This window comes from Paenibacillus sp. J22R67, from assembly GCF_059692175.1.
Window position 1 is genome coordinate 581768 of record NZ_JCAUAX010000004.1, and the last position, 14598, is coordinate 596365.

Annotated in this window: 12 protein-coding genes and 1 pseudogene; 11 read left to right on the forward strand and 2 right to left on the reverse strand. The window is 43.5% G+C overall.

Going from position 1 to position 14598, the window contains the following annotated elements:
- Window positions 1–58 precede the first annotated feature (58 nt).
- The 4 genes and pseudogenes from AC58VC_RS18880 (at window position 59) to AC58VC_RS18895 (ending at window position 5148) form a co-directional block, all read left to right on the forward strand.
- Window positions 59–567, forward strand: a pseudogene (locus AC58VC_RS18880) (DUF5984 family protein).
- 247 nt (window positions 568–814) lie between these two features.
- Entirely contained in the window at window positions 815–2578 is a 1764-nt protein-coding gene (locus AC58VC_RS18885) for a glycoside hydrolase family 2 protein (protein ID WP_497370370.1), read from the forward strand.
- A 209-nt stretch (window positions 2579–2787) separates the two neighbouring features.
- Entirely contained in the window at window positions 2788–3822 is a 1035-nt protein-coding gene (locus tag AC58VC_RS18890) for a homoserine dehydrogenase (RefSeq protein WP_497370371.1), read from the forward strand.
- A 549-nt stretch (window positions 3823–4371) separates the two neighbouring features.
- A complete protein-coding gene (locus AC58VC_RS18895) occupies window positions 4372–5148 on the forward strand; it encodes a TerC family protein (RefSeq protein ID WP_497370372.1) in 777 nt (258 codons plus the stop codon).
- Between the two features lie 277 nt (window positions 5149–5425).
- On the opposite strand, the gene AC58VC_RS18900 is transcribed toward AC58VC_RS18895, so the two are convergent.
- The gene (locus tag AC58VC_RS18900) at window positions 5426–6292 is read right to left on the reverse strand and encodes a DMT family transporter (protein WP_497370373.1); all 867 of its coding nucleotides are present in this window, start codon (window positions 6290–6292) and stop codon (window positions 5426–5428) included.
- Window positions 6293–6410: 118 nt separating this feature from the next.
- On the opposite strand from AC58VC_RS18900, the gene AC58VC_RS18905 reads away from it, so the two are divergent.
- Window positions 6411–7793, forward strand: a complete 1383-nt coding sequence (locus AC58VC_RS18905) for an aminotransferase-like domain-containing protein (RefSeq protein ID WP_497370374.1) — start codon at window positions 6411–6413, stop codon at window positions 7791–7793.
- Window positions 7794–7819: 26 nt separating this feature from the next.
- On the forward strand, window positions 7820–8272 hold the full coding sequence (locus AC58VC_RS18910) for a GNAT family N-acetyltransferase (protein WP_497370375.1): 453 nt from the start codon (window positions 7820–7822) through the stop codon (window positions 8270–8272).
- A gap of 26 nt (window positions 8273–8298) precedes the next feature.
- On the opposite strand, the gene AC58VC_RS18915 is transcribed toward AC58VC_RS18910, so the two are convergent.
- Window positions 8299–9648, reverse strand: coding sequence for an MATE family efflux transporter (locus AC58VC_RS18915; protein WP_497370376.1), 1350 nt, complete (start codon window positions 9646–9648; stop codon window positions 8299–8301).
- 254 nt (window positions 9649–9902) lie between these two features.
- On the opposite strand from AC58VC_RS18915, the gene AC58VC_RS18920 reads away from it, so the two are divergent.
- From AC58VC_RS18920 to AC58VC_RS18940, 5 genes are all read left to right on the forward strand, one after another.
- On the forward strand, window positions 9903–10256 hold the full coding sequence (locus tag AC58VC_RS18920; RefSeq protein WP_497370377.1) for a Na-translocating system protein MpsC family protein: 354 nt from the start codon (window positions 9903–9905) through the stop codon (window positions 10254–10256).
- 415 nt (window positions 10257–10671) lie between these two features.
- Window positions 10672–11718, forward strand: coding sequence for a Nif3-like dinuclear metal center hexameric protein (locus tag AC58VC_RS18925; protein ID WP_497370378.1), 1047 nt, complete (start codon window positions 10672–10674; stop codon window positions 11716–11718).
- Window positions 11719–11741: 23 nt separating this feature from the next.
- Complete coding sequence (locus AC58VC_RS18930) at window positions 11742–12791, forward strand: ABC transporter substrate-binding protein (RefSeq protein WP_497370379.1); 1050 nt, start codon at window positions 11742–11744, stop codon at window positions 12789–12791.
- A 4-nt stretch (window positions 12792–12795) separates the two neighbouring features.
- Window positions 12796–13575 carry an ABC transporter ATP-binding protein gene (locus tag AC58VC_RS18935; protein ID WP_497370380.1) on the forward strand — a complete coding sequence of 260 codons (780 nt, stop codon included), beginning with the start codon at window positions 12796–12798 and terminating at the stop codon, window positions 13573–13575.
- Complete coding sequence (locus AC58VC_RS18940; RefSeq protein WP_497370381.1) at window positions 13556–14446, forward strand: ABC transporter permease; 891 nt, start codon at window positions 13556–13558, stop codon at window positions 14444–14446. Before AC58VC_RS18935 ends, AC58VC_RS18940 begins: the two co-directional genes overlap by 20 nt.
- Window positions 14447–14598 lie beyond the last annotated feature (152 nt).

Here is a 14598-nt window from a genome sequence, read left to right on the forward strand (position 1 = left end):
AATATCCAGCTGAGATAGCTCCTTGGGGGAAAGGACTGTTTTAGTACCAATCCCTGATATGATTTTTGATAAAATTCGAACATTTTCAGATTTTGAATCATACCTTGATTCATTATTGAAGTGGTTAGAACATGAATGGAGCGAGAATGAAGATGACTACGACGACATTTACTTACCGGCTAGACAATGGATTGATGATAGAAAACTGGATTTTGGTTACTTAATAGGTTCTCCAAGGGTCCATTTCTACAGGAACAATGATCAAATTTATATAAGATGGACAGCAGAATATAAAGATACAAATGGGAAATAACCAAGGGGGAATACATAGTTCAATTTGAAAAATTCATAAATGAGCTTCAACAATCTCTGGAAAAATTTGCTGTTGCTATGGATTCACAAGTGAAAAGAATACTTGAGTCTCCAATAGAAAATGTATTCATTGATAGGAATCAGCTACTTAAAAGCCATGAGGAATTTCTTGAGGAAGTAAAGTCCTATGAAAAAATACTCTCGTTTGTTTCAGATCAGACTGACTGGGAAAATGTATTATCAAAAATAAAATGATCAGTCATTGATTTAATGGGTCTATTCAAGTAACTGGGAGTGGTTTACGAATGACATAGGTACATGCAAAAACAGCTGTTCTTCTTTGGAAGATCAGCTGTTTTTGTCCTGAATAAGTAACTTATTAGTTAACTAATAAACTTTATATTGACATAATCCCTGCGATTTATCATAATATGAACCATAATACATTATATTAGATTATTTAGTTAATATTTTAGTTAATTATAAGGAGGATTTGCAGAATATGACCAGCACACATAAGTACGTTAAAAATTATCCGCGACCACAATTGGTACGCGACGAGTGGCAATTGTTGAATGGGGAGTGGAGTTTCCGCTTTGATGATTCGTTTCAAGGAGAGCGGGACAGTTGGTATAGCAAGCTCGACGCTAATCAGACGATTCAAGTTCCATTTACTTACGAGACTAAAGCTAGCGGCATCGGTGAAGAGAACTTCCATCCATGCGTTTGGTACGAACGCATCGTGCCTATACCAGCAGATATAAATGAAAGGCGCATCATGCTTCATTTTCAAGCTGTCGACTATTTGGCTAAGCTCTGGGTGAATGGCGTTTATATAGGTTCGCACGAGGGCGGATATTCCGCATTCTCGTTTGATATTACGGATGCTGTTGTGCCAGGCGGTGATAATCGTATTACCGTCCGGGTTGAGGATGGCAACAGTACGATGCAACCACGAGGCAAGCAGCGCTGGGTTGACAAGAACTATGGCTGCTGGTATGTACAAACTACAGGCATCTGGCAGTCCGTTTGGATGGAATACGTCGATGCTTGCCATGTAAGCCATTTGAAGATTACGCCGAAGTTTAAGGAAGCGTCCGTTTCATTCGAATACGAGATGGGAAGCACCGTTCGATCTTTCGAAGGATTGTCGCTGCTGACAATTGTCCGATATGACGGCAAGTTGATTCGCTCAACGGAATCGAATGTGGACAGGAAGTTTGTGAAAGTGGATTTAAGCGTTATGAACGATGTTGGCGAATGGAAGGTTTACGCTTGGCATCCCGATCATCCGAATTTGTACGATGTGGAAGTTATTCTGAAGAAAGATGGCGAGCCAGTCGACACTGTCTACAGCTATTTCGGCATGCGAAGCATTGAGATTAAAGGCAATCGGATTCTCCTCAATAAGTATCCGTTTTATCAACGTCTGCTTCTCGATCAAGGATATTGGGAAGATACCCATCTGACGCCGCCATCCGAGGAAGCTCTTATTGAAGATATAGAGAAAACATTAGCTCTCGGATTTAACGGGGTTCGGAAGCACCAGAAGCTGGAGGATCCAAGATTCTTGTACTGGGCGGATCGCAAAGGACTTTTGGTATGGTCGGAATTCGCATCTACGTATGAGTTCGGAGATGATGCCGTACATCGGTTCACGAAGGAATGGATCGAAGTTGTTCGCCAGCATTATAACCATCCGAGCATTGTCACATGGGTGCCGTTCAATGAATCTTGGGGTATTTCGAGCATCTCTACGGACCGGAAGCAGCAGCAGTTCACCGAATCGATCTATCATTTGACCAAGTCGTATGATCAAATGCGGCCTGTTGTTGTAAATGACGGTTGGGAGCACACAGTTTCGGATATCATAACGCTGCATGACTACGAGGAGCTAGGGTCAGTACTCGAAGCGCGGTACAAGGATAAGGAAGTGCTGCTTAGTAATGAAGTACCTCATGACAAACACCGTTATCCTTTCGCTAATGGATACAGCTATAAGGGCCAGCCGGTAATTATCAGTGAGTACGGCGGTATCGCGTTCAAGAGCGAGGAAGGTTGGGGTTACGGCAACCAAGTGAAGAATGAAGAAGAGTTTTTAACGCGTTATGAAAGTATTACCCAAGCAATCAAAAACTTGGAGTACGTTAGCGGCTTCTGCTACACACAGTTGACTGACGTACAGCAAGAGGTGAATGGCTTGTTAACTATTCAACGTGAACCAAAGATTGAGATGGAGAAAATTAAAAAAATCAACCTAAAGTAGACGATTGAGGAACAATATGCTTGAGTTAGCCCGAAAGCGTGTACTATTCAACTAACTTTAGTTAAATAATGAGGGAGTAAATTGCTGCGGCAGTTGCTCCCTATTTTTCATTGAAGTTATAGGCAGTTAAACGTATATTGTTTAATAACAAATGCTGAAGTTTGAGTTGAATGTTATCAATGTTGTTCATATGAACGGGGGGATTATATATGCTCAAGAAAAATGTTGTGCTAACTGGTTTTGGTTCCGTAGGCAGAGAATTTATTCGTCTTTTAAGAGAGAAATCAGAAATGATTAAACAAAACTATAATCTTGAATTACGGCTGGTAGCGGTAGGAGGACGAGATGGTTTTATTAGTTCGGAGGAAGGGTTGAACATCCATATGTTGTCTGAATCCGAGCTGGGATCCAAATCGTTATCTGATTATGCTCATGATTTTCGCTTGCCTCTTACAAACAGTTATGTAAACGCGGATGTATTGGTAGAGGCTACCCCTACGGATGTAGAAAGTGGCGAGCCAGGCTTTTCCAACATGATAACAGCATTCAGTAATCGGATGGACGTTGTAGCCATATCCAAAGGTGCGCTTGTGGCACGTTATGATACGGTTTTCGAGGCGGCAAAAGCCAACAAAGTAAGAATAAAATATAGTGCAGCAACGGCAGCAGCATTACCAACGAAGGATATTGGTGAAATCAGTTTAGCAGGCAGTGAAATTGTTCGTATAGAAGGGATTCTTAACGGTACGACAAATTATATTTTAACCTGCATGCAGGAAGAAGATCTTTCTTTTGAAGAGGCATTACGGACTGCTCAGCAGAAAGGGATAGCAGAAACCAATCCGGATTTGGATGTAAAAGGGATAGATAGTGCTTGTAAAATTCTCTTGTTGTCTAATGACTTACTGGGTACTCGTTATTCACTGCAGGATCTGTCGATACAAGGAATTGACGGTATCACCAAAGAGCAAATGGCTGAGTCTAAACGGAGGGGGACGAAATTCAAGCTCCTTGCCAAAGCATATAAAGAAGATGGGAAAGTTCACATCAACATCGCTCCTACTGAAATCAGTCCCGGGCATATGTTGTCAGCTGTTGACGGCACCAATAAAGGTATTGTTTTCTATACGGATACAATGGGGGCAGTTTGCACGATTGGAGGTTCATCCAGTCCTAGAGGGGCGGCTGCGGCTGCATTGAAGGATTTAATAAATTTGTATCGTGAACATGAATTCAATGAGTAGTTCAATGAAAGACAAGGGAGAAGGCTGCTGAAGGAATTTGATCGGTAGGACCAACCCAGTGGGAGATTATGAAGGTGCCTGCAAATGGAAATTTTTATTTTACACCGCTTCTACCCATTATTAAAACAAGGGCTTTATTGGAGAGGTTTTTAGAAACGTATGAGTTTCCAATAGGTGTAGGTCCATAATAAACATAGTGAAGGCAGTCGTGACAAGAGTGGGTTATATAACTCTCAGCGGCTGTTTTTTTCAATCGCAAGAAAACTTCTATATATACATTTAAATATCTGCCCTAGAAGTGGTATTTTTCGCATTATGGCAACGGGAGTAGTTGGATATACTGAACACGCCCTGATGAGCTGGTCAGGATAGTGTATCATGGACTAATTCATGAAAAGAAAACTACAATTCCATGCTATTCAGGTAAGTTAGCGTCATTATTAGGGAATACAAATAACAGAAACAGGAGGGTTTAACTTAATTTCAATTTTGAGACTGTTTTATAGCAGCAAATTGATGATCATTTTGACTTAGGGAGGAGCAAGACTGTTGGATTCACTTTGGCTAGAGTATGCTTGGGCACTACTTATACTTATCGGATTGGAAGGTCTGCTTTCAGCTGATAATGCCCTTGTTCTTGCTGTAATTGCGAAGCATTTACCGGAGGACGAGAAGAATAAAGCGATCAACTATGGGATCATTATGGCGTTTGTTTTCCGCTTCGCTGCGCTGTTTGCGATATCATTTATTGCGAATGTCTGGCAGATACAGGCGATCGGAGCTGCTTACCTGCTATATCTTGGGTTGAAGCACATTATCAAAGCACGTTTCTTCAAAGAAAGTAAGAACAATCGTGAGGATATCAAGAAGGATGCCGCAGGAAAAAGATTTTGGCCAACCGTCGGGAAAATTGCTGTTGCAGATCTCGCTTTTGCGATTGATTCCATTCTGGCCGCAGTAGCACTTGCACTCGGACTCCCAGATTCATCGCTTGGTGAATTCGGTGGAATGGATGGAGGGAAATTCCTTGTTGTTCTGCTTGGCGGAATCGCAGGGCTCATCCTGATTAAGTTCGCGGCTACGTGGTTTGTGAAGCTGCTTGCTGAGCGACCAGCACTCGAGACCACAGCTTATGCGATTGTGGCATGGGTCGGTGTAAAGCTTGCTATCATTACTCTGGCCCATGAAGATATTGGCGTGATCGATCATGATTTCCCACATGGCACAATTTGGACCCTTATTTTCTATGGTGTCTTGATTGCGATAGCTCTTTTCGGTTGGTTTGCTCCAACGAGTAAAAAACATGCACATGCGAATAAAGGTTAGATTGAACAGGGAAATTAAACAAAGTGCGGCAGATAACTTGCCGCACTTTGTTTGTTTAAATGATGTCATTTAACAAGCCAATTTGGATCAATAACAAATTTTCGTGAATCATCACGATTAATACCTGATAGGTCGCAGGAGCATCATTCAAGGTCGATGATCCTGCATATGGAGTGATTTATAAAAAAGGAATTAAAATAAGAGAAGGGGCCGTGTGGCAGCCCTTCTCTCCGCTAGTGTTTTGAAGTCATACAAATAGAATTGAAATCATTACATTCTACTTCGACGCAAATCGTCGTGCGAATGCCACGCACAATACGACACCCATATTTACAATAAAAATAGGCCAGCCAATTGATTCGTGCAATAAAAGAGCGGAAAGTAGCAGGCCAAAGAAAGGCTGGAGGAGTTGCAACTGTCCAACAGCTGCTATTCCCCCTTGAGCAAGGCCACGATACCAAAACACGAAACCAATGAGCATGCTAAACAATGAGACGTAAGCTAGACTCAAAAGTGCCGAAACACGGATGCTAGACCAAGAAACCGGCATGAAATAAAACGAAAGCAGTAACATAACGGGAAGCGACATAAGGAGCGCCCAAGAGATCACCTGCCAGCCCCCTAATCTCCGTGAGAGCCGAGCCCCTTCCGCATAACCGTAACCGCAAGCGATAATAGATGCCAGCATGAGCCCATCACCTACAGGCGAAGATGCAGCTCCATTGGTTAAAGCGAATCCTGCAACAAGAGAACTGCCAATAGCTGATAGTATCCAAAAAGCTGGTCGCGGATGTTCACCACCTCGCAGTACACCGAAGATTGCTGTCGAAAGTGGCAGAAGTCCAATGTAGATGATCGCATGCGAGGAAGTGACATATTGAAGCGCTAGAGCCGTGAGCAGGGGGAACCCAACTACCACACAGAGTGCTACTAACAATAGAGGAACGATGTCGCTTTTGATAGGCCGTTGTTGCCTGAAAATGAGGAGTAACACACCTGCCAGCACGCCAGCGATAGCGGCACGGCAAACGGTGAGAAACAAAGGATGGAAATCCATGACAGCCAAACGTGTTGCTGGCAGAGATCCACTAAAGATAAGCACGCCTAAGAACCCGTTAAACCAGCCATTTGTTGTTTTGTTCATATAATCACCTCAAATACATCTTTGTATGGTGATTCGTATTATAATAGGTACAATAAATCGTGTACACGGAGTTTATATTGTTTTGTATGGGTACAGTTTTCTGATTGGAGGCACAGGTATGTTCAGTAAAAAGGAATCCATCATCCAGAGTATCCGCTCAGACATAATGGGTGGTCTCATTAAATCCGGTCAAAGATTGCCATCCATCCGAAAACAGAGCGAGAAATTTGATTGCAGCCTTAACACAATTATTAGTGTATATCAGGAGCTAGAAAATAAAAATCTAATCTATTCACGTCCGAAGAGTGGTTATTTTGTTGTTGCCCAAGAAGAGCTGCTTCCTTTGATAAAAATAAAACGAATCGATTTTGCTTCAGCTGCCCCAGATCCAACATCAATACCACAAAATGATTTTCGTCAATGCATCAATAAAGCAATGGATCTGTTTGAAGCTTCCATTTTCACATATCCCGATCCACAGGGCTTACTCTCCCTTCGTCAAGAGATTGTGAAGTTGTTTCATCAGCAACAAGTATTTACTTCCGAACAGCAGATCTTTGTATTTTCAGGCGCTCAGCAAGCTCTTCATCTTCTATCCGGAATGCCTTTTCCAAACGGAAAAACGAATATTCTGGTTGAGCAACCAACTTACTGGGGAATGCTGACTGCCTTAGAAGCACAAAAACAAACGGTGATCGGCATCGAAAGAACGCCTAACGGGATGGACTGGGCAACGTTGGAGCGCCATTTTCAAAGTAATATGATTAAGTTTTTTTATACCATTCCGCGATTTCATAATCCGTTAGGCACTTCTTACGCAACAGAAGACAAGATGAGACTAGCGGAGCTGGCCAAGACCTACGACGTTTACATCGTTGAGGATGACTATCTAGCTGATCTGGAAACAAACTCTAAAGCAGATCCTATTCGCGCTTATAATGGCGCCAGTCATGTCATTTATCTTCGAAGCTTTTCCAAAGTGATGCTGCCGGGTTTAAGGATTGCTGCGGCAGCAATACCGAATTCGTTACTTCCTTTAATGCAATTACATAAACATACGGCGGATCTGAGCACCTCTGTTCTTTCTCAAGGTGTGCTGGAGATTTATATGAAGTCCGGGATGTATGCTCATCATGCAAAGCAAATGAAATCATTGTACAATCATCGTATAAAAAAATTAAGGGAAATTTCAAAGCGATTACTGCCACCAGAGACCTTATATTCTATAGAATCTAGCGGGGGGCTCTTCACAGCATTGCGCCTTCCGGGCACTCATACAGAGGAAATGGTTAAGCAGTTGGAGATGCGGGGAATTGATGTGATGCGAACTGATCAGCAGTTCCTTTCTTCTTTTCCTAAAATGAACTTGCTGCGACTTAGCATCATACGCACTGATGAGCAGGATATTGAAGAGGGCATCCGCATCATTGCGGAAGAATTGGAGCGAGCTGAGTATACGCAACATACGAGTAGTTCTCCAAAGCCGTTCTTATGGCTTTGAGACTATATACCCGAGGAGCAATAAACATGCAAATAAGAAAATTAAACACCAATGAACAACCACCATTCGATCTGCTATTATTAGCAGACCCCTCACAGAAGCTCGTTGAAGACTATCTTCAAAGAGGACAATGCTTTATCGGCTCACTGAATGATCAAATAGCAGGTGTCTATGTTTTACTGCCAACAAGACCAGAAACAGTTGAATTAGTTAATGTAGCAGTGGATGAAAGACATCAAGGCAAAGGGTTCGGCAAACAGCTAGTGAAGCATGCCATACAAATTTCCAAGGAACTCGGATTTAGAACCATTGAAGTTGGTACTGGAAATTCCGGCGTTGGGCAGCTTGCCCTTTATCAGAAATGCGGATTTCGAATAACCGGGATAGACAGAGACTTTTTTATTAGACATTATGAGGAAGAAATATTTGAAAATGGTATACAAGTTATAGATATGATACGACTATCACAAGATTTATAAGGGCCGTTTGTTCAAATTTGTTCAAACTAGCCCGCTTCTTCCCTGGTCACCAGCACTTTTTTCTCCCATGCCCTACTTCTCCAGCGGAATAATAATAGAAGCCCTCTGAGTCCTTCGTCCATGATGAACACGCCCCACATACCTACCAACCCGTACCCTAGATGAATCCCTACCCAATACGTTAACGGGACGCACAGTCCCATAATGACACACACGCCAATTAGGAGAATAAAACGTGCATCACCTGCAGCCCTAAGGGCTTCTCCTATGACAATGTTCAAGCAGCGTATGGGTTCTAGAAGGAAGCCAAATGTCAGCAGAAATGCCCCCAATGTGATGATTTCGACGTTATCCGTAAACATACCGATCAACTGTTTTCTGAACAAAACGGTTAATGTGACCGCGGCAAGTGAAAGCAATAAGCTGAGTAGCAAACTGCGAAACAACTGCTTGTAAGCCTCCTCCTTTTCACCGGCGCCTACCAGTCGACCAATGATGATCTGGGTTCCCCGTCCCAAGGAAACGGCCAGTACAATAATGAACGTCATGATATTTTGGGTGTAAATCCTAGTGGAAAGCATCTCAGCGCCCAGTTGAGTGATGAAATATGTCGTCATCAGTTGACTAATCGAATATACGAGCTGACTCCCAGCAGTCGGAACACCGATTGTTAATATTTTTTTCAGATCTACGAATCTTGCTTTGTAAAAGTCAGTGAAGGATAAGTTTAAACGAATGATTTTCTTTAAAATGATGCTATACACAATCAGTCCGATGAATTGGCTGAAGATGGCCGAGATGGCGACGCCCGGAACGCCAAGCTTTGGAAAGCCGAAGGGACCGAAGATACATAAAATACTGCCCGTCAAATTTACGAGATTAATGCCCAAGCTGACTGTCATTGTATATCTTGTATAACCATGCACCTGCGTTATGGCTGCAATAGTTAGATTGACGGCCTGAATAAATAAGGCGCCGCCCACGATGGATAGGTATATGCGAGCCTGCTCCAGTGTTCCTGGTTCCAAGCCGAAAGGCTGAAGCAGCTGTTTGCTGAAGCAAATGATGCACAGGCTTATCACGAAGCCGAATAGGCAATTAAGCGCAATTGCTCCAGCGGCGAACTTCTTGACATCTCCGCTTTTATTCGCGCCCAAATATTGAGAAATGACGATGGCCGATCCCGTTGAGATTACTTGCAGCAGCAAGAATAGAAAAATAATGAGCTGATTGCTGACCCCTACCGCTGCGACGGCTTGATCCGACACATGACTCACAATGAACGTATCTGAGGTTCGCATAAACACTTGTAGTGATGATTCAATAAATAAAGGCCACGTAATGGCAAAGAGTCCGAGTTTTTTAGGATTGGTCATTGGTAAAAGAGCTCCTTCGATGCTGCTCGTTATGAATCTTCTCTTTATCTTGGGGCATGATGAAACCGTTTTCTTTGCAAAATGTGGGCAAATAATTGCTTATATTGACTCTAAAGGAAGAAATACGAGGCTCACAAGGGTTTTAATAAATAAAGCGAACCTGCGGGCTGAATAGAGTGTTTGGAAGGTAAAGCATCCTCCATTCATAGTTCCTTATGATATAATGGGAGAAAAAAATGGTAGGGAGCGGTCGGATGAAGCATTCATACTCGCCCGGTGAATTAAAACAGGAATTCATTAAGATTTATAATTCGATCAATCAAGAAATATTCGGAACTGGCATCAAATCGCAGAAGATTGAAATTTCCGGAGATAAAGTGTTTATTTTTGCCACGCACAAGCGTATACCGGCTTTGAAAATACTTGACGGATCGAATCGGAGTTTAACCGCTAGCGTAGACATTCTGCTTATGGAGGCCAACAAGCGCATGCTCAAACAGCAGATTGAGAGTAAGCTCGGTCTGGAGGTCAAGCTGGTATTGAAGGATTACGACCCAGAGACGGAATTATCCGGTACCGTTATTTTGTTCAAAGAGCCTTTAGAATAGATGTGTTATATAATGTGACGTGATAGGTTGGTCTGGATTAGGTTTTTCAGATTTTTATTGACACCATTCTCATTTGTTGTTATATTAACTGACATAAGAGATTTTAAAAAAAATTTTAGTATACAATATGCAATTACCGCAGTATTTTTAGCAAATATATGATATTATGACTGTGTAAGCGTTTTACAAGAGGAAGGCATTAAGGGTCGAATCCTTGTGTGAACAAGAGATCAGATTCCATAGTGCGAATCTTCATAAACCTATTTTTCATGCAGGTGCTAAGGAACTCCAATAGGAGAGCTTTACGACCGCTACTAATGACACTATCGGATTCTTTGATTCCGTATGCTCATAAGTAGCGGTTATTTGTTATTTGCCAGGTTAGCCAAAACAGCAGGAGAAAGGAAGGGCACAAATGAAGCAAATCCAAAAGCAAACGGATGTAGGACAAGTACTTGAGGCACTAAACAACATTTCTAGAGGAAGGATGGTCATGGATTGGAATGAGATTACTTCGGGAACGAACCCGTATGTGGTTATGAAAACCTCGAATATTCCGGGCAAAAGTGTTATAGAAATTCCTGGTCTGATTTTTGGCGATAAAAAGAAATCAGTCAATAAAATCGGTGTGGGCATGACTCTGACCGAATCGGTGATCGAGCTGGCCTCAGCTATGAAGCTTGACCTCATTGTTGTGCATCATCCCGTAGCAGACGCCGCCAGTTCAGGGGGAGTGCCTTTCTCGGATTACTTGCCTTTATATAATCTGGCGCTGATCGAAATGCACGAAGCGTTCCACGGGCTTCATCCCGGGATGACGTTATTGCATGGTCACCGGAAATTGAAAACGGACATTGCCTTTGGCGGCGTGCCGGGCAACATTTTACATAAGGGAATAGCCTTGGAAGGGATTAAGACGGCAGGTGATATCTTAGAGCGAATTCATAGTTTGATGGGTAGAGAGATTGATGATGATATTCTTGAGGCAGAACGGGCGATTCGAGGAGAACACACCTTGCAAGAAGCGACGCTTGCTAATCCGGCACGGCTGCTCAGTGGTACGGTGAACAGCCCTGTGGAGCATGTCCTGCACTTCTTCCCGCATACCGGATTTTCCATGAGCAACCTGGAAACGGCATTGCAAATGTATCCTGAGACCGACACGATTATTGCGAGTATCAGCCGGGTGAGAGAGGATCATGAATTTGTTGATCTAGCCCAAAGGCGTGGACTTAACTTTATCGTTGGTAATCCGCATTCCGTTGAACTCATGGAGAATGGGCTTCCGCTCGCGTATGCCATTGAAATGCTGCTTCCCGATGTCGAGGTGTTTTTGCTTAGGGAACGTATAACCGCTGTTCCGCTTAAGGATGTAGGACACAAGGTGATGGTTGACTATGGCAAAGAAATGGCCGAGACACATTTGGTGATAAAACAGCCCAAAGCTGTTCAATTACTATAAACATTTTGAAAGGATGATCGATCATGCTGAAAATGAAGAAAACCGCCAGTATGCTGCTTGCCGCTATGCTGCTAACGCTTGCCACGGGGTGTGGTTCGACGACATCTTCGAAGGCAGTTCCTGCCTCTGCTGCGGACAAGAAGAAGGATGAAGCCCTGCAAACCGTCAAATTCTCTGAGGTTATCCGTTCTGTTTTTTATGCGCCGCATTACATTGCTATGGAAAAAGGTTTCTTTAAAGAGGAAGGGCTGAACGTGGATATGAACACTGCCCAAGGCTCCGACAAAGGAGCGGCGGCATTGATCGCTGGCGTAGCGGATATTTCGCTTGTCGGGCCGGAGACAGCTATCTATATTTACAATCAAAAAGGCGACAAAACACTCAAAATATTTCACCAGCTCACGATGAAAGACGGCTCTTTTTTACTTTCGCGCAATAAGGTTGATAATTTCAAATGGAGCGATTTGGGAGGTAAGTCGATCATTGGGTGGAGACCTGGCAGTGCGCCGCAAATGGTGCTGAACACGAAGCTGGTGCAGGAAAAGGTTGCTCAGACGGATGTTGTTACGAATATTGCGTCGACGGCAATGGCCGGAGCTTTCACAAGCGGCAAAGGAGACTTCATTCAAGTCTTCGAGCCGATTGCATCCAGTTTGGTGAAGGAAGGCAAAGCTCACTACGTTGCTTCTGTTGGAAATGATTTTGGCGTCTTCCCGGAAACCTCTTATGTAGCAACATCCGATTACATAAAGAAAAATCCTGCCATTATTCAGAAATTCGTCAATGCCGTGACCAAAGGAAGAGCATGGATGCAATCAGCCTCTCCAGATGATCTCGCTAACGCATTAATGCCTTTTTTTGAAGGGACACCTAAAGATATCCTTATTCAATCTGTTGATCGTTACATAAAACAGGACACTTGGCCGGCAGTTCCGGAATTAAATGCTCAGCAATTTGACGCGCTGCAAACGGTGCTGATCAATAACGGTGTTCTGAAACCGGAACAGAAAGTATCTGACATCAATGCTGTTGTGGATATGAGCTTTGTGAAAAAAAACGGGAAGGCGGAATAAACGTATGACACAAATTGAATTGAAGGATGTTTGCTTAAGCTATTTTACTATGAAGCAAGAGACTGAAGCGATACGCAAAATCAATATGTCTATTGGGGCGGGTGAGTTTATTAGTATTGTTGGCCCAAGCGGTTGCGGCAAGAGCACGGTGCTCTCCCTGATTTCGGGCATGTATAGACCAACAAGAGGCAAGGTATTAATTGACGGGCAGGAAGTGATCGGCACCTCTCCCAAAGTAGGATACATGCTGCAGCATGACCATTTGTTTGAGTGGCGCGATATTTTGAGCAATTTGCTGGTAGGTGCTGAAGTGCGCAAGATGGATTTACAGAAGGCTAAGCGTAAAGCCATGGAGCTTCTGGACCGCTACGGGTTAGGAGGTTTTGCTAATCATAGCCCGGCACAGCTTTCAGGTGGGATGCGCCAAAGGGTCGCTTTAATTCGCACCCTTGTGACTGAACCGGATATTCTGCTGCTGGACGAACCGTTTTCCGCACTCGATTACCAAACGCGAATCACGCTTGCCGATGAAATTTTCAAGATTATTAAGGATCAAGGAAAGACGGCTGTGCTTGTTACGCACGATATATCCGAAGCCATCAGTATGGGAGACCGGGTAATGGTCATGTCTAAGCGGCCAAGTACGATCTCTACGATTTACAACATTGAACTTGGTAAAGGAGAGCAGCTATCTCCATGGAACAAACGAGAAGCGACCGGTTACAATGAGTACTTTAATCAAATTTGGAGGGAGTTGGAAGGACATGTCGTCACTGCCGGTTAGTGAGCCAAGTATCGGCTCGGAGGCGAGAAAGGAACAATCGATGGCCTTGGTTCCGGAGATTGCGGAGAAGGCAACGTCTGTTCAATATGCCAATTATCTTCGGGTTCAAAAGCGTAGATTGTGGGCGGTTCGCATATCCCAACTGCTTGTACTCATCCTGTTCCTCGGGCTATGGGAACTTGCCGCTAATATGAAGTGGGTAGACGCCATGCTAACCAGTAAGCCATCGCAAATCGTCCGATCATTTCAAGAGCTTGCCTTTCATGGTGATCTGTTCAAGCATACATGGACTACGGCAATTGAAACTTTCATCGGGATTGTCGTGTCCATGCTGTTTGGTACCGTTGTAGCCGTCATGTTTTGGTGGTCGACCTTTGCTTCCAAAGTATTGGAGCCGTACGTCGTCGTATTGAACGCATTGCCAAAGGTTGCGCTTGGACCTATTTTCTATATCTGGCTTGGAGATAAGTATTCTATTTACGGGATGGCAATGGCGATATCGGTCATCGTTACCATTATTATGGTTGAGAGTGGGTTTAAGGAAATTAGCAAAACGAAGCTTAAATTAATGGAGTCCTTCGGTGCGTCCAAGGCGCAGATGCTGCGGATGGTGCTGCTGCCGGCAAGCATTCCTAACTTGATTGCAACGTTAAAAGTTAATGTCGGTTTGACGCTAGTCGGCGTCATTATGGGAGAATTCCTGTCCTCCAAAGCGGGACTCGGCTATTTAATTATTTACGGTGGTCAAGTTTTCCAAATGAACATGGTCATGGTGAGCATAGCGATGTTAGCGGTTCTATCCATTGTTTTGTACGGATTAGTGAATATGATCGGTCGGTTTGCGAAGAAAAAGTATTACTTTGAAGCGTAAATTATTGAGGGAATCTGAGACGGAGCATATCCCTGAGCGCTGACCGGGATGTGCTTTGTCGACGGACAACTTCGACGAAAAGCCGAACTTTCCGCTTAGTTTCATCATACAACGTTCTTGAACTTCTCATATAAGTGAGATAAAATACGAAT

Bases quoted from the DNA above. Each gene is read 5' to 3' on its own strand.
- AC58VC_RS18940 (WP_497370381.1), top strand. From the start codon at position 13,556: ATGTCGTCACTGCCGGTTAGTGAGCCAAGTATCGGCTCGGAGGCGAGA.
- AC58VC_RS18935 (WP_497370380.1), top strand. From the start codon at position 12,796: ATGACACAAATTGAATTGAAGGATGTTTGCTTAAGCTATTTTACTATG.
- AC58VC_RS18920 (WP_497370377.1), top strand. From the start codon at position 9,903: ATGAAGCATTCATACTCGCCCGGTGAATTAAAACAGGAATTCATTAAG.
- AC58VC_RS18885 (WP_497370370.1), top strand. From the start codon at position 815: ATGACCAGCACACATAAGTACGTTAAAAATTATCCGCGACCACAATTG.
- AC58VC_RS18905 (WP_497370374.1), top strand. From the start codon at position 6,411: ATGTTCAGTAAAAAGGAATCCATCATCCAGAGTATCCGCTCAGACATA.
- AC58VC_RS18890 (WP_497370371.1), top strand. From the start codon at position 2,788: ATGCTCAAGAAAAATGTTGTGCTAACTGGTTTTGGTTCCGTAGGCAGA.
- AC58VC_RS18910 (WP_497370375.1), top strand. From the start codon at position 7,820: ATGCAAATAAGAAAATTAAACACCAATGAACAACCACCATTCGATCTG.
- AC58VC_RS18900 (WP_497370373.1), bottom strand. From the start codon at position 6,292: ATGAACAAAACAACAAATGGCTGGTTTAACGGGTTCTTAGGCGTGCTT.
- AC58VC_RS18930 (WP_497370379.1), top strand. From the start codon at position 11,742: ATGCTGAAAATGAAGAAAACCGCCAGTATGCTGCTTGCCGCTATGCTG.
- AC58VC_RS18925 (WP_497370378.1), top strand. From the start codon at position 10,672: ATGAAGCAAATCCAAAAGCAAACGGATGTAGGACAAGTACTTGAGGCA.
- AC58VC_RS18915 (WP_497370376.1), bottom strand. From the start codon at position 9,648: ATGACCAATCCTAAAAAACTCGGACTCTTTGCCATTACGTGGCCTTTA.